16 protein-coding genes and 3 pseudogenes are annotated in these 17,806 nt (G+C 68.5%); 13 read left to right on the top strand and 6 right to left on the bottom strand.

Annotated features, from left to right (window positions below):
- Nucleotides 1–5 precede the first annotated feature (5 nt).
- From ABGB18_RS40840 to ABGB18_RS40815, 6 genes are all read left to right on the top strand, one after another.
- Nucleotides 6–887 (top strand): sugar ABC transporter permease, encoded by an 882-nt coding sequence (locus ABGB18_RS40840; protein WP_347701048.1) that lies wholly within the window; start codon nucleotides 6–8, stop codon nucleotides 885–887.
- The gene (locus ABGB18_RS40835; protein ID WP_347701047.1) at nucleotides 887–1,771 is read left to right on the top strand and encodes a carbohydrate ABC transporter permease; all 885 of its coding nucleotides are present in this window, start codon (nucleotides 887–889) and stop codon (nucleotides 1,769–1,771) included. Before ABGB18_RS40840 ends, ABGB18_RS40835 begins: the two co-directional genes overlap by 1 nt.
- 29 nt (nucleotides 1,772–1,800) lie before the next feature.
- Nucleotides 1,801–3,198 carry a cellulase family glycosylhydrolase gene (locus ABGB18_RS40830; protein ID WP_347701046.1) on the top strand — a complete coding sequence of 466 codons (1,398 nt, stop codon included), beginning with the start codon at nucleotides 1,801–1,803 and terminating at the stop codon, nucleotides 3,196–3,198.
- Entirely contained in the window at nucleotides 3,195–4,286 is a 1,092-nt protein-coding gene (locus ABGB18_RS40825) for a mandelate racemase/muconate lactonizing enzyme family protein (RefSeq protein ID WP_347701045.1), read from the top strand. The genes ABGB18_RS40830 and ABGB18_RS40825 overlap by 4 nt, the downstream gene beginning before the upstream one ends.
- 420 nt (nucleotides 4,287–4,706) lie before the next feature.
- Nucleotides 4,707–6,128: a phosphatidylinositol-specific phospholipase C domain-containing protein gene (locus tag ABGB18_RS40820; protein ID WP_347701044.1), complete on the top strand. Its 1,422-nt coding sequence runs from the start codon at nucleotides 4,707–4,709 to the stop codon at nucleotides 6,126–6,128.
- A gap of 56 nt (nucleotides 6,129–6,184) precedes the next feature.
- Nucleotides 6,185–6,358, top strand: coding sequence for a hypothetical protein (locus ABGB18_RS40815; protein ID WP_347701043.1), 174 nt, complete (start codon nucleotides 6,185–6,187; stop codon nucleotides 6,356–6,358).
- A gap of 8 nt (nucleotides 6,359–6,366) precedes the next feature.
- On the opposite strand, the gene ABGB18_RS40810 is transcribed toward ABGB18_RS40815, so the two are convergent.
- Entirely contained in the window at nucleotides 6,367–7,005 is a 639-nt protein-coding gene (locus ABGB18_RS40810) for a substrate-binding domain-containing protein (RefSeq protein WP_347701042.1), read from the bottom strand.
- 531 nt (nucleotides 7,006–7,536) lie between these two features.
- Between ABGB18_RS40810 and ABGB18_RS40805 the strand changes: the two genes are divergently transcribed.
- The gene (locus ABGB18_RS40805) at nucleotides 7,537–10,128 is read left to right on the top strand and encodes a M14 family zinc carboxypeptidase (RefSeq protein WP_347701041.1); all 2,592 of its coding nucleotides are present in this window, start codon (nucleotides 7,537–7,539) and stop codon (nucleotides 10,126–10,128) included.
- Here ABGB18_RS40805 and ABGB18_RS40800 read toward each other — a convergent pair.
- The 3 genes from ABGB18_RS40800 to ABGB18_RS40790 form a co-directional block, all read right to left on the bottom strand.
- Nucleotides 10,103–10,738 (bottom strand): hypothetical protein, encoded by a 636-nt coding sequence (locus tag ABGB18_RS40800; protein WP_347701040.1) that lies wholly within the window; start codon nucleotides 10,736–10,738, stop codon nucleotides 10,103–10,105. The two genes, ABGB18_RS40805 and ABGB18_RS40800, sit on opposite strands and share 26 nt — an antisense overlap.
- An 86-nt stretch (nucleotides 10,739–10,824) precedes the next feature.
- Nucleotides 10,825–12,237 carry an APC family permease gene (locus tag ABGB18_RS40795; protein ID WP_347701039.1) on the bottom strand — a complete coding sequence of 471 codons (1,413 nt, stop codon included), beginning with the start codon at nucleotides 12,235–12,237 and terminating at the stop codon, nucleotides 10,825–10,827.
- On the bottom strand, nucleotides 12,237–13,184 hold the full coding sequence (locus ABGB18_RS40790; RefSeq protein WP_347701038.1) for a proline iminopeptidase-family hydrolase: 948 nt from the start codon (nucleotides 13,182–13,184) through the stop codon (nucleotides 12,237–12,239). Before ABGB18_RS40790 ends, ABGB18_RS40795 begins: the two co-directional genes overlap by 1 nt.
- Before the next feature lie 160 nt (nucleotides 13,185–13,344).
- Here ABGB18_RS40790 and ABGB18_RS40785 point away from each other — a divergent pair, with 160 nt between their 5' ends.
- From ABGB18_RS40785 to ABGB18_RS40775, 3 genes are all read left to right on the top strand, one after another.
- A complete protein-coding gene (locus ABGB18_RS40785; RefSeq protein ID WP_347701037.1) occupies nucleotides 13,345–14,031 on the top strand; it encodes an FCD domain-containing protein in 687 nt (228 codons plus the stop codon).
- Nucleotides 14,032–14,082: 51 nt separating this feature from the next.
- Complete coding sequence (locus ABGB18_RS40780; protein ID WP_347701036.1) at nucleotides 14,083–14,448, top strand: transposase; 366 nt, start codon at nucleotides 14,083–14,085, stop codon at nucleotides 14,446–14,448.
- Between the two features lie 234 nt (nucleotides 14,449–14,682).
- On the top strand, nucleotides 14,683–14,838 hold the full coding sequence (locus tag ABGB18_RS40775) for a hypothetical protein (protein WP_347701035.1): 156 nt from the start codon (nucleotides 14,683–14,685) through the stop codon (nucleotides 14,836–14,838).
- A gap of 51 nt (nucleotides 14,839–14,889) precedes the next feature.
- Here the strand turns inward: ABGB18_RS40775 and ABGB18_RS40770 are convergent, their stop codons facing one another.
- Nucleotides 14,890–15,159, bottom strand: coding sequence for an HAD-IA family hydrolase (locus tag ABGB18_RS40770; RefSeq protein ID WP_347701034.1), 270 nt, complete (start codon nucleotides 15,157–15,159; stop codon nucleotides 14,890–14,892).
- A 179-nt stretch (nucleotides 15,160–15,338) separates the two neighbouring features.
- Between ABGB18_RS40770 and ABGB18_RS40765 the strand changes: the two are divergent.
- From ABGB18_RS40765 to ABGB18_RS40755, 3 pseudogenes are all read left to right on the top strand, one after another.
- Nucleotides 15,339–15,608: pseudogene (locus ABGB18_RS40765) on the top strand (glycoside hydrolase family 20 zincin-like fold domain-containing protein); the annotation flags it as partial.
- A 71-nt stretch (nucleotides 15,609–15,679) separates the two neighbouring features.
- Nucleotides 15,680–16,315: pseudogene (locus tag ABGB18_RS40760) on the top strand (family 20 glycosylhydrolase); the annotation flags it as partial.
- Nucleotides 16,316–16,388: 73 nt separating this feature from the next.
- Nucleotides 16,389–16,700, top strand: a pseudogene (locus ABGB18_RS40755) (family 20 glycosylhydrolase); the annotation flags it as partial.
- 238 nt (nucleotides 16,701–16,938) lie between these two features.
- Here ABGB18_RS40755 and ABGB18_RS40750 read toward each other — a convergent pair.
- Entirely contained in the window at nucleotides 16,939–17,787 is an 849-nt protein-coding gene (locus ABGB18_RS40750; protein ID WP_347701033.1) for an LLM class flavin-dependent oxidoreductase, read from the bottom strand.
- Nucleotides 17,788–17,806 lie beyond the last annotated feature (19 nt).

Raw genomic sequence — 17,806 nt, 5'->3', positions numbered from 1 at the left:
GCGAGGTGTCTGCTACGCAATCCCGCACCCGCAGCGGGCTGCTGACCTTGCCGGCGCTGTTGATGTTCGTGGTGTTCGCCGTGGTTCCCCTGGCGGGGGCCGTGATCCTCAGCCTGACGCGCTGGGACGGTCTCGGCGCCATCTCGTGGGAGGGGCTCGGCAACTGGGACAAGGTACTGCACGATCCGCTGACCGGGAACGCGCTCCTGCTCACCCTCAAGATCATGGTGGTCTCGTGGCTGGTGCAGACGCCGATCAGCCTGCTGCTCGGCGTGTTCACCGCCGGGACGCAGCGCTACCGGGCCGTGCTCGCCGTCCTGTACTTCATCCCGCTGCTGCTTTCCTCGGCCGCGGTGGCCATCGCGTTCAAGGCCGTCCTCGACCCGAACTTCGGGCTCGGCGGGGTTCCGGGGCTCGGCTTCCTGAGCCAGGACTGGCTCGGTGATCCGGACCTCGTGCTGTACGTCGTGATCTTCGTGATCGCGTGGCAGTTCGTCCCCTTCCACACCCTGCTCTACCAGGCCGCCGTACGGCAGATCCCGGCCTCGCTCTACGAGGCCGCCGACATCGACGGAGCCGGGCGGGTGAAGCAGTTCCGCCACATCACACTGCCGCAGCTCCGCAACACCATCGTCACGTCGTCGACTCTGATGGTCACCGGCTCGCTGACCTACTTCGACGTGGTCTTCGTGCTCACCGGGGGCGGGCCGGGCAACGCGACGAGGCTGCTCCCGCTCGACATGTACCTCACCGGCTTCTCGGCCAACGACATGGGGCGCGCCAGCGTGCTCGCCGTGATCCTGGTCGTGACGGGGCTGGCGCTGGCCTTCTCGTTGACCAAGTACACCGGCTTCGCCCGCATGCGCAGTGAACAGGAAGGGCTCTGATGGCCGCCCCGACCACGATCGCCGACCATCGTCCGCACGCCCGGGCCTCGGCCCGCGGCGGCGGGGTGCGCCGGCTCCCCAACATCGGCGCCGGCATCGGCGGGTTCGTATGGCTGGCCGTCATCATCGTGCCCATCTACTACGTGGTGATCTCCAGTCTGCGCAGCCAGACCGGGTTCTTCGCCGGCAACCCGCTGGCGCCTCCCGATCACATCTCGTTCGAGAAGTACGTGCTCGTGCTGCAGAGCGGCTTCGGCCGGTACTTCCTCAACAGCGTCGTCATCACGGTGGTATCGGTGGCGGTGACGGTCACGTTCTCGCTGATGGCGGCGTACGGGGTGGTGCGCGGGGAGGGCCGGCTCGCTCGCACGAGCTTCTCGGTCTTCCTGCTGGGCCTGGCGATCCCCGTGCACGCCACGATCATCCCGCTGTACTACATGATCACCCGGCTCCATCTGTACGACAGCCTGCTCGCGCTGATCCTGCCGTCCATCGGGTTCGCGGTACCGATCACGGTGCTGATCCTGGCGAACTTCATCCGCGACATCCCCCGGGAGCTGTTCGAGTCGATGCGGATGGACGGGGCCACCGACTGGGGCATGTTGTGGCGTCTGGTGCTGCCGCTCGCCCGGCCGGCCCTGGTCACGGTCGGCATCTATGACGCGCTGCACGTCTGGAACGGTTTCCTGTTTCCTCTCATCCTCACCCAAAGCGCCAATCTGCGCGTTCTGCCGATGGCGCTGTGGGCGTTCCAGGGCGAGTTCACAGTGGACGTCCCGGCGGTGCTGGCCGCCGTCGTGCTGTCCACACTTCCCATGCTCGTGGCGTACGTGCTGGGACGCCGCCACCTGGTACGCGGCCTGACGGCCGGGTTCGGCAAATGACCCTCATCTCAAGGAGCGATAGCACCACCATGCACGACGAGTCCGTAAGGCTGCACATAGACGGCGACCGACTGGTGACCGCGTCCGGCGAGGCGGTTCGCCTGCGCGGCGTGGGGCTCGGCGGCTGGATGAACATGGAGAACTTCATCACGGGCTACCCCTCGACCGAGGAGTTGCATCGCGCCGCGCTGCGCCGGGTGCTCGGCCAGGAGGTCTACGACGCCTTCTTCGAGCGTTTCCTCGAGGTGTTCTTCACCGATGACGACGCGCGTTTCCTCGCCGGCCTCGGTATGAACAGCGTCCGGGTGCCCTTCAACTACCGGCACTTCGAGGACGATGACCGGCCGATGCGGCTCAAGGAGGAAGGCTTCCTGCTGCTCGACCGGGTGATCGAGACGTGCGCGCGCAACGGCCTCTACACTGTGCTCGACCTGCACGCCGCGCCCGGTTACCACAACCAGCGCTGGCACAGCGACAACCCCACGCACCGATCGCTGTTCTGGACCCACCGGCACTTCCAGGACAGGGTCGTCCACCTGTGGGAGGCGCTCGCCGACCGATATCGGGACAACCCATGGGTGGCCGGCTACAACCCCGTCAACGAGCCGGCCGACCCGTCCGGCGAGCGGATCGGCCCGTTCTACGAGCGGCTGCACGCCGCTATCCGGGCCGTCGATCCCGCGCACGTCATCTTCCTGGACGGCAACCGGCACGCCACCGACTTCGAGGTGTTCGCCGATCCGCTGCCCGGCACGGTCTACACCGTGCACGACTACGCCCTGGCCGGCTTCGCCGACAGCGGCGACTACCCGGGGATCTCGCGCGGGCGGCACGTCGATCGTGACTACCTGGAGGCCAGGTTCCTGGAACGGGCGGAGTACATGCGCCGCACCGGCACCCCCATCTGGGTCGGCGAGTTCGGACCCGTATACAGCACGCCGTATGGCGGCGACCCGGCCCTCGATGCCGCGCGGTACCGGGTCCTCGCCGACCAACTCGGCATCTACGACGAGTACGGTGCCGGCTGGAGCTTGTGGACGTACAAGGACATCGGGCTGCAGGGCGTGGTCCACGCCGCCGCGGACTCACCGTACATACGCAAGATCACCCCCGTGCTGGAGAAGAAGGCCCGGCTGGGGGTGGACGTGTGGGGCGGCGTCGACACCGGTGTCCGGCACCTCCTGGACCCGATCGAGAAAGCCATGACCGAGGAGTACCCGCACTTCGACCCGCCTCCGTTCGGTCGGCGTCAGTGGATCCACGTGCTGGTGCGGCACATCCTGCTCGCTGAGCCGATGGTGGACGAGTTCGCCGGGCTCTTCGCCGGGATCAACGCCGAGCAGGCCCGCGAGCTGGCGGACTCCTTCCGGTTCGATCGGTGTGTCGTACGGACTCCCCTTGTCGAGACGTTGAGGACGCACCTGTGAAGATCACCGAGATCGAGACCCTCACCCGGGGGCAGCTCGCCGTCGTCCGGGTCCGCACCGACGACGGCGCGGAAGGCATCGGACAGACCGCGCCCTACGAGGCGGATACCACGGTCCGCGTGTTGCACACGATGGTGGCGCCGATGTTCCTGGGCCGTGACCCCTGGGACGCGGAGGCGCTGGTCGACGAGTGCCTGAGGACGCACTACAAGTTTCCCAGCAGCTTCTTGCACCGCGCGGTCGCGGGGGTGGAGACGGCACTGTGGGACATCATGGGCAAGGTGGCGGGGCGGCCGGTGTGCCAGTTGCTCGGCGGCCGCGCCAGGACGACCGTTCCGATGTACGCCTCCAGCATGTCCCGCGCCATCAGCCCCGAGGACGAGGCCGAGCGGCTCGGCGGCCTCATCGCCGAGCACGGCTACCGCGCGGTGAAAATCCGGGTCGGGGAGGCGATGGGACGCGACGGCGACGCCGCCCCCGGGCGCACCGAGCGCATCATCGCGCACCTGCGGGACGCCCTCGGCCCGGAGGTCGACCTGTCGGCCGACGCCAACGGCGGATTCTCGGTGCCCCGGGCGATCCGGGTCGGCCGGATGCTGGAGGAACACGGCTACTTCCATTTCGAAGAGCCCTGCCCCTTCCCGGACATCGAGGCCACCGCCCAGGTCACGGCCGCCCTTGACATCGCCGTCTCCGGCGGTGAACAGGACTTCTCGCTACCGCAGTTCAACCGCATGATCGCTGGCCGCTCGGTGGACATCGTGCAGCCCGACATCGGCTACATCGGGGGCATCTCACGGGCCCGTAAGGTGGCCGTGCTCGCCGAGGCCGCCGGGATCCCGTGCACCCCGCACTGTGCGAACGACTCACTGCTTCGCGTGTTCACCCTCCATCTCGCCGCCGCGATGCCTGCCTGCGTTCATCCCCAGGAGTGGAGCATCGAGACCACCCCGTGGACCCGGGACGTGTACGGGCCGATGCCTCAGGTGACCGACGGCGCCGTACCGGCTCCGACCGCCCCGGGCTGGGGCGTCGGCCTCCTGCCGTCCTTCGTCCGCGGCGCCGAACGGGCCCTGTCACGCCGGTGACGTCTGGAGACCGACCACGTCGGCCCCTGCACTCAACTCAGGCACGCACCTGGATCGGCATGACGAGCGGGTCCGACGCGTCCGCGCGGACAAACAGCCGACGAAGGCGACGGCGGAGCCCAGACCCGCCGAGACGCCGATGACGGTGGTGGCGAAGGAGGCGACGGACAGCGGGAGGCCGAACAGGGTGGAGCGGGTGTCGGTGGTGAGGCGGCGCCGGGAGGGTTCTCATGGGAAAACGCTACGAGCCGGGCCCATACCCCCCCGACCCTGCGCGCGGGCGTGTACGGGGTAGGGCCGGCCTTTCCCCCGACGCCCGCCGACGAGACCGTGACGACGGGCTGAACAAAGCACCGACCGGGTTGGCCGGACGCGCGTGATCGTATTGGCTGGGAAGATCCCCGACGTGAGGATCAGAGGATGCTCCGTTCAAGAACCGTCCTGTCCGTGCTCGCCGTCGCCGCGGCCACGCTGCTGCTCAGCGGGCCCGCCGAGGCGCTGGCGGATCAGCCGTTACCCTCGGCGATCTTCCGCGCCACGCACAACAGCTACTCGGGAAACGTCTCCGGCGCCAGGAACTCGATCGCCTACCAACTCGACCACGGCATCCGCTTCATCGAACTCGACATTCACGACAACGACTACGCCACCTCGCGCGACTACTCCATCGGCCACGACTCCCCAGGCAACCAGGTCGACCACGCGGGCAACCCCGCGTCGAACCTCCTGCGCGACTGGCTCAACGTGATCAACACCTGGTCCGCGCAGCATCCCACCGCCGCACCGATCGTCGTCGCGCTCGACATCAAGGACGACCTCACCGACAACGCCTCCTACGCCGCGGGCAACCTGGCGGCGCTCAACCAGGAGTTCGTCTCCGTCTTCGGCGCGCGGCTGTTCCGGGCCGAGGACTACCCGGCGAGCCCGCCGACCGTGGACGCGCTGCGCGGCCGGGTACTCCCCCTGATCTCCGGCGACGGCAAGACCCGCACCCAGTACAAGCGAGACATCGGCTCCAACCCGGCCGTCGCGATCAACGGCCGCGGCCAGGTCGTGGAGGTGCACGACTCGGGTTCGGGCGCGCTCTGGTACTGGTCCGGCACGTACGGCGCCGACGGCCGGGTGACCTGGCTACGCCACGGAAAGTACGACAACGGCGTCACACCGGCCGTCGCGCTGAACGACAACGGCGACCTGGTGGAGGTCCACCAGTCCCAGAACGCGACCACGCTGTGGTACCGCGTGGGCCGCCTCGGCGCCGACGGCGAGATCACCTGGTCAGCCAGCCGCAAGTACGATGACGGCGTCCTGCCCACGATCAGGTTCACCGACGCGGCCGGCACCCGGTTGCGCGAGATCCACCGCAGCCAGAGCAACAGCCAGAACTGGAGCTGGGACGGCGTGCTCGACGCCGGCGCGATGGCGGTCTCGTGGAGCGGCAACGCCAAGACCTCCGACGCCCGCCACGACAAGACCACCTCGACCAGCGGCACCTCGCGCGTGCGCGTGTGGACCGGCGCCGACGGCCCGACCCCGTCCCAGACCCTGCGCATCGACACCGACAGGTACGCCGGTGACCGCATCCGCTACCAGCAGGTCGCCTTCGACGAGTTCCAGCAGGGCGACAGCGCGGAGCTCCAGCAGGGCGCGCTGTTCTACGCTGCGCCCGCCACCCAGTCGGCGTTCATCACCGCGGCCCGGCAAGCGGGACGGCTCGTCCGCGGCTGGGACTTCGACTCGGCGGGCGACGCGACCACCCCACTGGCCAACCAACCGGCGACCAACCGCCCGTACGACACCTGGTACCAGGACCTCCTCACCCGATCCGGCGCCATCCAGTAACGAACCCGCGAGGGGGCGGCGGCCGGAAAATCGTCCGCGTCTGGCGGCGGCCGGCCGTGCTGGTCATCGACGCGGACGCCATCCTCCCTAAAGGACCGGGCCTCCGAGCTCCCATCGACGACAACTGCGATGTGATCCCGATGCCGACCGGCCGGATCGAGCGCCGTCGAGTTCTCAGAGGACTGATCAACGAGTACAGCCGCGAGTTGATCAAATCAAACGCCCTCTAAGGACAAGCTCAGATGACGCTCGCGGATGCCCGGAGGGTGTGTAGCTCGCCGAGCAGGTCGCGGATCAGCGCTGATCTGGTCAGCTCTCGGGTCGTCACGTAGCCCACCCGGCGTTGCGGGGCGCCGTCGCCGAGTTCGGTTATGGCGACTTTGGGTGGCGCGTCCACTGTCGACAGCCGCGGCACGATCGCCGCGCCGAGTCCGTGGCCGGCCATCGACAGCACCACTCCGTCGTCCTCGACCGTGGTGTCGCCGGGCGGGATCCACTCCTGCGTGGCCAGCCAGCGCCGGGTCTCGTCCGAGCAGTTCTCGTGCCAGTCGATCATAGGCAGTGAGCGCGGATCCGGATGCCCCGCCGGATAGGCCAGCACGTACGGCTCGTCGTACAACTCCTTGCAGACCAGCCCGTTCAAGTACACCGGCAGAGAGACGACGCCGACGTCGGCCCGCCCGTCGGCCACCTCGCCGGCGATGCCCCTGCCCAGGTCCGGCACGATGCGCACGTCCACGGTGACCTTGGGGTGACGTTGCCCGAACCGCACCAGCACGCGCGGCAGCAGGTGGAAGGCGGCGCTGCGGAACGCGGCCAGCCGGATGGTCCCGCTGGCCTGGCACCCGGCGCTCTGGTCACCGACCTGGCCGAACATCCCCGCAATCGCCGCCGTGGGTATCACGGTGCTGAAGACGCCACCGCAGACACCGTGGGCGAACTGCTTCGCCGAGGGCTGGATCCGGACGGTGCGAGCCGAGTGCACTATCGTCAGGGCTGTTACATGGGTGATCGGTCCACTTTATTCACTTAAAATGCATCTTGACCGTTTTATCCATAGTTTATAACATCACGATAGTCTTTTCCCGCCACACTGGCGTCGCTCCACCACAGACGTCCCGACTTCGATCCCGGAGGCGAGACGTCCCTGCCCCCCCGAGGAGTCGTCATGCCCGCAAGCGCCGAGAGGCGCCGCAGACCCGCGTACGGAAAGGTGCTGGGCGTCGCGGTTCTGGCATTGACCGCGCTCGTTCTGCCGTCGAGTCCGTCCGCGTACGCCGACCCCGATGTCCGCTTACCCGCCGATCGGAACAGCACGCGGTGCGTCGCTGATCCGAACGCTCACCTCACCTCCGTGCCGAGCCCTGAGTCATTCTTCGGTTTCCCCCTCGGCAAGGGCCAGCCCCGTGTGGTCACGACCGAAGAGATCCTGAACTACGTCCAGGCCGTGGGGAAGAACTCCAAGCGAGTGGTCACCGGCACGATGGCACACAGCGCCACCGGCCAGGACCTGCCGTACGCCATCGTGTCCAGCGAAAAGCACATGGCCCCCGGGCAGCTTGCCAAGATCGCCAAGCAGATCCGGGAACTACGCGACCCGCGATCCCTCAAACCAAACAAGGCGGCGCGCATCGCCGCCGGCACCCCCGCCATCGTCTGGGTGGCGGGCAACGTTCACGGTGGCGAGAAGAGCGGCGGCGACGCCGCGCTCAAGACCCTGTACGAGCTGGCCGGCGGCCTGTCCTGCGATGTGGCCAAGCGCAATGACAACACCGTCACCGTCATCGTGCCGACTCAGAACCCGGACGGCCGCGACGCGAACCGCCGCCAGAACGACTTCGGGTTCGACCTGAACCGGGACTGGTTCGTCCGGAGCCAGCCCGAGACCGACGGCAAGATCGCTATGCTGCGCGACTACCCGCCGCAGGTCTACATCGACGCCCATGAGATGGGTGGGCGCCAGTTCTTCTTCCCGCCGAACGCGGACCCGATCCACCACGAGATCGCCGACCAGCCGGTGGACTGGATCAACCGCATCGGGGCCGCCAACGCGGCGGGCTTCGGCTACAACGGTGCGTGCGACGACACGGTGACCGAGGAGTGCTACTTCAACTACGCCACGTACGACCTGTTCTACATGGGGTACGGCGACACGGTACCGACCGCCGGCTTCGGTGCCGCCGGCATGACGTTCGAGAAGGGCAGCAGCTCGGCGGTCGAGGACCGGGTGCAGCAGCAGTTCAACACGCAGTGGGCCACCACCGGCTGGGCAGCGGCCAACAAGAACGAGATCCTGAGCGACTACTACAAGATCTGGCAGACCGCGCTCGCAGAAGGCGCCAACGGCACGCTCGAGCCCAACCAGGTCGTGCAGCCGACCAACGCCGTCCAGTTCCCGGTCCCCGACGTCAAGATCCGGTCGTACTTCCTGCTGCCGGACCGCCAACTGGGCGACGCCCGCCGGCTGGTCGAGCGGTTGCGCGGCATGGACGTCGAAGTCTATCGGCTCGACAAGGCGATCACCGTGCCCAACGCCCGGATCTTCGGCGGCCGCACTGCGAGCAACCTTGAGGTTCCGGCCGGGGCCTACTGGATCCCGATGGCCCAGCCGCAGAAGCACTGGATCCAGGCGCTGATCGGAGAGGACCCCTACGCCCCGTTCCCCTACTTCTATGACGTCTCCTCGTGGAGTAACCCGCTGCTGATGGGCATCGACACCGTCTACACCGGCGACGCGCTGTCACCGAAAGCCCAGTTGGTGAAGCGCATCGACGGCGGCGTCGACCGGCCCGCCCCACGGAGAGGCTCATACTCCTATCCGCTGGACTCCGCGGCCGCGTCGGAGCTCACGTTCCGGCTTCTCAGGTCGGGTGTGCCCCTCACCCGTGACCTCACCACCGGCGTGGCCGGCCTGCCCGCCCGCGCGATCGACGGGAACGCGCTGGACAAGCTGGCCCAGCCGCTCGGCGTGACCGTCACGGGCAGCGCCCACGAGCCCGTCGGCACCGCGCTGCGGCTGCCCGACGTCGGCCTGTTCTCCGGCACCGGCATCTCGACGACCTCCGGGTCGTACGGCGAGGCGCGGTACGTGCTCGGCAGCCGGTGGGGCCTCGACCTCAAGCCCGTGACGACCGCCGACATCAACACCAACGCCCCGGCGTTCACCGAGCGCACCACGCTGGTGATCCCGGACGGCAGCAGCTCGAACGGCGGGCTGGACGCGCAGGGCCTCGCCAACCTCAAGGCGTGGGTGGCTGCGGGCGGCACGTACGTCGGGCTGCGCAACCAGGGCACCCGGGTCGCCCGCGCCGCGGGCCTCACCTCCACCACGGAGAAGGCCAAGCCGACCGGCTACGAGGTCATCGGCTCGCACTTCCGGGTGGACGTGGCCACCGACGATCCGGTGGCGCTGGGCCGCCCCGCGGAGGACTTCCAGTTCAACAACGACGACCCGATCCTCAGTCCGAGTCAGACGGGTGTGAACGTCCTGACCTACCCGTCGGACGACACGTTCTGGTCCAACGGCTACACCGTGCAGGCCGACGCTCTCAAGGGGACGGCGGCCCTCGTCGACGAACCCGTCGGCACCGGCCACGCCGTGCTCTTCTCCTACAACCCGCTGTTCCGCGCGTACAACGAGAACGGCATCCACCTGGTCGCGAACGCGCTGCTCGCGCCGGTCTCGGCAACGTCCGCGCAGCGCCTGATGACGCCCAAGTCGGACGAGCTCCGCGCCGCGGCCGAGCGGTCCGAGGAGCCGCCCAACCTGGGCGGTGAGTGGCGGCCCATCACCATCCAGGTCGCCGAGGCCGACCTGACGCGGACCCAGGCCGTGGTCGGGAAGTACACCGGCACCGGGACCTCGGCCGTGGCTGACGGCTCGGCGTACATCACCATCCCGAACCCCGAAGGGCTCGCGGCGGACGAACACCCGTTCCTCCGCGACCTGATCAATGAACTGGGCACCTCGGGCATCACGCTGCGCTCCCTCGTGGCCTGATCCCGCCCGCACCGACGACTGAGGTCCCGGCCGAGTCACCCTCGGCCGGGACCTCCTCGATGGTAGGCCAGGCCAGGAGTACCTGATCCACGACAACGGGCACCCGCCGCACCAGTCTTGACACCAACGACCCCTGAACATCGCAACGCAGCCCGGCCACGACGTCGCCGGCTTCGACGACCAGCGAACCATCCGCCGAAGACGCGTCGTCGCAGGCACGATCAGCGAATACCTGTACCGCGTCGAAATGCGGCCACAACGGCTCTGACCTGTGGTCTGACCGGGTCCTTCCGAGCAGGAAAGATCTTGTCCTGTGCATGCCCGCCTGCTCTGTCTGATCATGCTCCTGGAGTTGAGCCGGCTGATGTTGCTGGGCCGCGGTCAGGCGTCGAAGGATGCAGAAATCATGGTGTTGCGTCACGAGGTGGCGGTGCCGCGGCGTCAGGTCGGACGGCGGAAGCCGGAGGTGGTGCGACTTGGCTTCCAGGCCAGCGAGGCGAACTGCTTCGCCAAGCGCTGGATCCGGACGGTGCGAGCCGAGTGCACCGATCGCCTGCTGCTCTACGGCGAACGGCACCTGCGCTCGGCCCTGAGCGAATATGTCGATCACTACAACGCGGTACCGGCGTGCCGCGTGTGGTGTTGCGCGTCAGCTCCGCGCGGTGTCCGGCGGCATGGATCGGTCGCGACCGGGCGTCACTGGTCGGACGAGGTGCCGACGGCGGAGACGCTCTCGGCCGGGGCGGCGTCGGCGACCCCGCGGCGGACCGCCCGCCACCGGAAGCAGAGACCGACCACCACGCCGACCACCAGCCACGCCAACCCGAGGATCTTGGCGTTGAGGTTGGCGTTCCACAGCGCGTAGAGCAGTACCGCGGTGCCGACGATCGGCGAGATCCAGTGCAGGAACACGTTGCGGCTGCGGCCACGGATACCGAAGTGCACCAGTACCGAGACGTGCAACAGGATGTACGCGGTGAGCGCGCCGAAGGTGACCAGCGTCGTGAGCAGCGTCTGCGCTTGCGTACCGACGATCCCCACCACCAGCGAGAGCCCGGCGAGGAACAGCAGCGCGTTGCGCGGCACCTTCCGGCGCGGGCTCACCGCGGCGAGCGCCCGCGGCAGCTGCCCGTCCCGGGCCATGCTGAACACCAGCCGGGACGAGGTGGCCTGGGAGGCGATCGAGTTCGCGAAGATCGCGATCAGCGCCGAGGTCAGGGTGATGACCACCTTGAACCACGGCCCGACGACCTGGCCGGCGATGTTGTAGAAGGCGTTGTTCTCCGCGTCGCCGGCCGGGAACGTGTGGCCCTGCGGGACGTAGCAGGCGGCCAGGTACACCTGGAGGAAGAAGGCCGCGGCCACCACGACCAGCACGATCATCGTGGCCTTGGAGACGGCGCGGCCACCGCCGCGGGCCTCCTCGTTCAGGGTGGAGATCGCGTCGAACCCGATGAAGCTCAGCGCCGCGATCGGGATCGCGCCGAACACGATCGACCAGGAGAACCCGTGTGAGTTGTACAGCGGAAAGAGCTCCAGGCTGGCCCGACCGCGCGCGACGTCGACGAGCACCCAGCCGCAGAAGATCGCCAACACCGCCAGCTGTATCACCAGGAACAGCTTGTTCATCGTCGCGGTTACCGTGATACCAGCGAGGTTGACGCCGGCGGCGAGCGCGACGAACACCACGATCCAGACCCACGCCGGGATCGCCGACCAGAGACTGACCATGGCCGCCGCGGCGAACACCGACAGCAGCGCCGGCAACAGCAGGTAGTCCAGCAGGATGGCCCAGCCGGCGATGAAACCGACGAACCCGTTGAGCCCCATCCGCACGTACGAGTAGACGGACCCGGCGATCGGGAACCGCAGCGCCATCTCCTTGTAGCTCAACGCGCTGAACACCATCGCGAACGCGGCGACGAGGTAGACCAGGGCGACCTGGCCGGCGGAGAAGTTGACGATCGTGCCAAAGACCGGCAACGGCGCCATCGGCACCATGTAGATCAGGCCGAAAACCACAACGTCGGTCAACGACATGGACCGGCGCAGTTCCTGGCGGTACCCGAGCTGTTCCAGTTTCCGCGCCGCCGACTGGGGACTCGACATCAGTTGCTCCGTTGTAGTGCGTCGTATGTCCGGAGGAACCCGCCCACCACGTCGGCGAACTGGTCGGGTACCTCCAAATGGGGGGTGTGGCTCGCGCCGACGAAGACGTGCGCGCGAGCGTCCGGGATGGTGGCGGCGAACGGCTGCCAGGCGGCCGGTGTCGCCTCGTCGTGCTCACCGGCGACCACCAGCGTCGGCACCCGGATGTCGGGTAGCCGGTCCACCACCGACCAGTCGCGCAGCGATCCGGTGACGTGGAACTCGCTGGGGCCGATCATGGTCCGGTACACGGTCGGGTCGGCGTCCAGGGCGGCGAGGCTCGCCGCGAGGTCGGCCGGATACGGGTCGACAGTGCACAGGAACCGGTGGTAGAAGACGTCGACCGCGGCCTGGTATTCGGCCGAATCGGTGGTTCCGGCCGCTTCGTGTGCGGCCACTGTGGCCTGCACCTCGGCCGGCAGCCGGGTCAGCAGTTCGTTGGTACCGGCAACCCACAGCGGCATCGATGCGGGACTGTCGCACAGGACGAGGCTGCGCACACCGTCCGGATGGGCGAGCACGTACTCCGAGGCGAGCATGCCGCCCCAGGACTGCCCGAGCAGGTGGAAACCGCCCGCCAGCACGTCGAGTCGGTCGACGAGATTGCGCAGCTCCTCGACGAACAGCGACACGGTCCAGAAGTCGGCGGGCACCTCGGCGGGATGGCTGCTGCGCCCGCAGCCGAGCTGGTCGTAGTGGACCACGGTGCGGCCGTCCGCCCCGAGCAGGTCGGCGATCGGCCGGGTGTAGTCGTGCGGGATACCGGGCCCACCGTGCAGGACCAGCAGCGGCAGTCGATCGGCACCGTCCGCGGGCATCTGCGTCGGACGTGTGATGCGATACCACGTCCGGAAGCCGCGGAACGCAACGGTGCCCTCGTCGATCCGGACACGAGGCTGTGTTGTCATGGAAGCCATCCGAGGTCGGTGAGTGGGTTACGGGGCAACGGTCTGGGAGTTAAACACGTAAAAGGTATTAGTACAATACCTTTACCCGGAAGGTGCGATGCGAGTGTCCAGGCAGCCGGCTCAGCCCAACGACCGGCCGACGAACCGAAACAGTTACGACATGTCCACTGTTCGCCACGAACTCGTCGATCGCATCGTCACCGCGATCGCCATCGGCGCCTACTCCCCCGGCGACCGTCTCCCACCCGAGCGCGACCTCGCCGTCATGCAGGGCGTCAGCCGCGTCACCGTACGGGAGGCGCTGAAGCTGCTGAACGCGCGAGGTCTGATCGTCTCGCGGCGCGGCCGGGACGGCGGCACCTTCGTCGCGCCGATCGACTGGGACAGCAAGCTGACCGACGTCGCTCGCCGCACCCTGGCCGACGAGTTACCCAAACTCACCGAGTTCTTCGAGTATCGCTGCCTGATCGAGGGGCTCGTCGCACGTACCGCCGCCGAACGCGGGACCGAGCGGCAGGCGGACGAACTGCGCCGGCTGATGGCGGATTTCCGGCACGCGGACGGGATGTCCGCGGCGCGCGAGCTCGACCGGCGGCTGCACGCGCATGTCACCGCCATGGCCGGCAACGCCAACCTGACGGCCCTGTGCGACCAGCTCAACGCCCGGGCGACGCTCGGCTTCAACTCCGAGCCCTACCCACCGGACTACCTGGACCGGGCCACCGCCGAGCATTCCCGGCTCGTCGAGGCCATCGTCTCCCGCAACGCCGAAGCCGCATATCAGGCCGGGCACGACCATTTCCGGTTGACCCTGGACATCATGGCCGACAAGCTCCGTCGATGTTGAGATCAAAGGGATCGCCTGCGCTCCGGTCTGCGCTCCTGGTAGGCCTTCGCCATGGCGTGTGGAGACCTCACCGATGAGGAGTGGTCCTTGATCGAGCCTCACTTGCCGCTGGGTGAGCGAGGTCCGATCCCGGACCTGCGGCGGCAGTTCAACGCGGTGATGTGGCGGTTTCGGACCGGCAGCCCGTGGCGGGACCTGCCCGCCGCCGAGTACGGGCCCTGGTGCACGGTCTATGACCGGTTCCGCTCGTGGGCGGTGAGTGGGGTGTTCGAGCGGCTGATGCAGGCGGTGATCGCTGAGGCGGCTCGTTACCCCGGCGACGCTGCTGTCGTGGCATCGTCGTTCACTCCGGCAGGGCCTGGACCTATCCACATCGGCCTGGACGTCCAACGACAAGTCGAGAGATCCGGGACTTGATTCTCCGCCTGGCGCGGGAGAACCCCGCGTGGGGCCATCGACGGGTACACGGGGAACTGGTGCGGCTCGGCGTTCAGATCAGCGAGGCGACCGTACGACGCATCCTGCGCTCCCGCCGCATCGCCCCGGCGAGCATGGACCGTCCAGCAGGCCCGTAATCTCCTGATCGACCTCGGCGAGCGAGCAGACTCGTTCCGTTTCCTCACCCGCGATCGAGATGCCCAGTTCACCACCGTGTTCGATGAGGTCTTCGCCGCCGTGGGCGTCATCGTGATGAAGACGCCGCCGCGAACACCGAGGGCGAACTGCTATGCCGAGCGGTGGATCCGGACGGTGCGCGCCGAGTGCACCGACCGAATGCTGATCTACGGTGAACGTCACCTGCGATGACGACTGGTATGTCGTCTGCGCCATCGAAGTCGCCACGCCCGGTGTCTGGTCTTACTCGCGCAGCTGCGGCGCGAGGAAGGCATCCACCTCCTGCAGCCGGCGGATGTGCTCATGGTCGCCGGGGTCGTCGCAGTCTTCGTAGGGGTCGTAGTGGATCGCCAGGATGCCGGCGGCCTGCGCGCCGCGGACATCGGCCGGCACGGTGTCCCCCACGTGGACGGCCTGGGAGGCATCCACGTGCAGACGATCCAGGGCGGCGCGGAAGAACCGTGGGTCCGGTTTGTCGAAGCCCACGATCGTGCTGTCGAGTATGGCGTCCACACAGATGCCAGGCCCGGAGGTCGCCGTCTACCTCGACCCGTCAAGCCGCACGACCCACGTCCGGCGAGCCCACGCGTCGATTTCCCTCGAAGTGAGGGGATGACAGTGACCACAACGGTCGGCGGGGCGAGAGTCCGCGGCCACATCCGCGCCCGCCGGACCCGGACGGTGCAGGCCCGGTGACGACCATCCCGGCGCCCGTCCGCCTCATTCCGGCCGAAGGACGCTTCACCTTCACCGCCGCCACCCCGCTCACCGCCGACCCGGCGCTGGCCGGGGCGGCGGCGTGGCTGCGCGAGAATCTCACCCCCTCCACCGGCCTGGCGCTGCCCGAGGGCCCCGGCGGCATCGAGTTCCGCCAGGCCGGCGGGCTCGGGCCGGAGGAGTACCGGCTCACGGTCACGGGAGAGTCGGTGCTGATCGAGGCGGCGAGCCAGGCCGGCGCCTTCTACGGGGCGCAGACGCTGCGCCAGCTCCTCGACCCGGCCGCCTTCCGCAAAGGCCGCATCGCGAACAGGACGTGGAGCGTCCCTCTCGTCTCGATCGCCGGCCGCACGGCGGCTACTACAGCCAGGACGACATCAGGGAGATCGTCGCCTACGCCGCCGACCGGTTCATCACCGTCGTCCCGGAGATCGACCTGTCCGGCCACACGCAGGCCGCCATCGCCGCCTACCCGGAGCTCGGCAATCTCGGCACCCCGCTGGAGGTGGGCACGGAACGGGGCGTCAGCGAGAACGTGCTCAATGTCGCCGATGCGACCATCGCCTTCTTCACCGACGTTCTGGAGGAGGTTCTGGAGCTCTTCCCCGGCCCTTATGTGTGCGTCGGCGGCGACGAGGTCCCCAAGACCCAGTGGAACGACAGTGTCCCCGCCAAGGAGCGCATCCGCGAGCTCGGCCTGCGCGACGCCGACGAGCTGCAGACCTGGCTCGTGAGGCACTTCACCGACTTCCTGCTCGCCCGCGGACGCAAGCCCTTCGGCTGGGACGAGCTCATGGAAGGCGGCCTGCCGCCGGGCGTCACGGTGGCCGCCTGGCGCGGGGCCACCTGCACGGCGCTGGCCGCGCGGGCCGGTCATGACGTGGTCGTCTCACCCTTCGCCGAGACCTACCTGGACTTTCGCCAGGCCGAGGGCGAGCGGGAACCGGTGCCGATCGGCAGCGTGACCTCCCTCAGCTCGGTGTACGCCTTCGACCCGATCCCACGCCGGCCTCACCGAAGAGGAACAGGGCCGGATCCTCGGTGCTCAGGCGGCGCTGTGGACCGAGCACATCGACTCGCCCCGGCTGCTCGACTACATGGCCTTCCCCCGCCTGGCCGCCTTCGCCGAAGCGGTATGGAGTGCCGGACGCGACTTCGAGGACTTCCTCGTCCGGCTCGCCGTGCACGAGAAGCGGCTCGGCGCGCTGGGCGTGGAGTATCGCCCGGCCGCCGGCCCGCACCCCTGGCAGCAGCGCCCCGACGCCCCCGGCCACCCGCGGACCAGGGCGGAGATCAACGGCGAGCTCGCCGCCTGGACCGCGAACCTGCGGTTCTGAGCCATCTCCACCAGGAGGTACCCGGGCGTTTCGCTTCCCGACCAGACGACCGCCGGCCACTCCGGCCGACGCCCCCACGCTTCCTCGCGTCTCCGCCTCCGTCCAGCCCGCGACGGCAAGCCAGCCGCCCGGAGTTGACAGGTCAGTGGCAGCGTACAAGATACTTGCCATAGAACAGGTCCTAGCTGGCCGAGTTGAAGTTCTCCACCGCACAAGACCGCAAGCCCCGTCCGACCGTTCAGGTGACGATGTCGGCGAGCCGGGTGACCTCGTCGAGGGCGTCTGTGGCGGGGATGAAGATGATCTCGTCGAGACCGAGGTCGGTGTAGTCCGCGATAGATTGCTTGATCATTTTCGGAGTGGTGCAGAGCACCGCGTTGGTGGCGATGTTCTTGGGGGCCAGCCGGTAGAAGTCCTGGATGTTCGCCCGTCCGGTCTCGGTGTCGCCCAGCGCGAAGTAGGCGAGCACGACGAGTTTCGGGGCGCCCTGGCGGCCTGCCTCCCGCCAGGCCCGTTTCGCCGCTTCGAAGCTAGGCGCCGTCATGGCGGACGGCAGCGAGCCGCCGATGTAGCCCTCGCCCCAGCGCACCATGCGGTCCAGCGTGCGAGCGGAGTATCCGCCGAACAGCATGGGGACTTGCCGGGTTCCCGATGGCACGGCCGGGTACGGTCCGTTGCCGACCGGCGCGCCGCCCCAGACCTCGCGGTAGGTCGCCAGGTCGGCTTCCAACCGCGCGCCGCGACCGTGCAGGTCGTGCCCGGGCACGGTGAATTCGTCCTCGCGCGACCCGACGCCGACCCCGAGGGTGAGACGGCCGCCTGAGACACCGTCGATGCCAGCGATTTCCTTGGCCAGCAGGGCACCAGGCCATGTCGGGGCCAGCAGAACCGCGCTGAGCAGGCCGATCGTGGTGGTCGCCCCCGCCGCGGCCGCGAGCGCGATGGTGTCGCTCACACCCGGGTACGCGTAACGCCCGGTCGTGGCGAGGGTAGAAAACCCGGCTACCTCAGCCCGGGCCGCCCAGTGTGGAATGGTCGAGGCGGTGACGTCGCGCACCTGATTCGGAAGTCCGATGCCGATCTGCACAGGGGTTCCTCTCTGCGGT

This window comes from Nonomuraea sp. B12E4, assembly GCF_039871825.1.
Lineage (GTDB): Bacteria > Actinomycetota > Actinomycetes > Streptosporangiales > Streptosporangiaceae > Nonomuraea.
This window is presented reverse-complemented; position numbering and strand designations above follow the sequence as displayed.

Bases quoted from the DNA above. Each gene is read 5' to 3' on its own strand.
- ABGB18_RS40835 (WP_347701047.1), top strand. From the start codon at position 887: ATGGCCGCCCCGACCACGATCGCCGACCATCGTCCGCACGCCCGGGCC.
- ABGB18_RS40830 (WP_347701046.1), top strand. From the start codon at position 1,801: ATGCACGACGAGTCCGTAAGGCTGCACATAGACGGCGACCGACTGGTG.
- ABGB18_RS40820 (WP_347701044.1), top strand. From the start codon at position 4,707: ATGCTCCGTTCAAGAACCGTCCTGTCCGTGCTCGCCGTCGCCGCGGCC.
- ABGB18_RS40810 (WP_347701042.1), bottom strand. From the start codon at position 7,005: ATGTTCGGCCAGGTCGGTGACCAGAGCGCCGGGTGCCAGGCCAGCGGG.
- ABGB18_RS40795 (WP_347701039.1), bottom strand. From the start codon at position 12,237: ATGTCGAGTCCCCAGTCGGCGGCGCGGAAACTGGAACAGCTCGGGTAC.
- ABGB18_RS40790 (WP_347701038.1), bottom strand. From the start codon at position 13,184: ATGACAACACAGCCTCGTGTCCGGATCGACGAGGGCACCGTTGCGTTC.
- ABGB18_RS40785 (WP_347701037.1), top strand. From the start codon at position 13,345: ATGTCCACTGTTCGCCACGAACTCGTCGATCGCATCGTCACCGCGATC.
- ABGB18_RS40780 (WP_347701036.1), top strand. From the start codon at position 14,083: ATGGCGTGTGGAGACCTCACCGATGAGGAGTGGTCCTTGATCGAGCCT.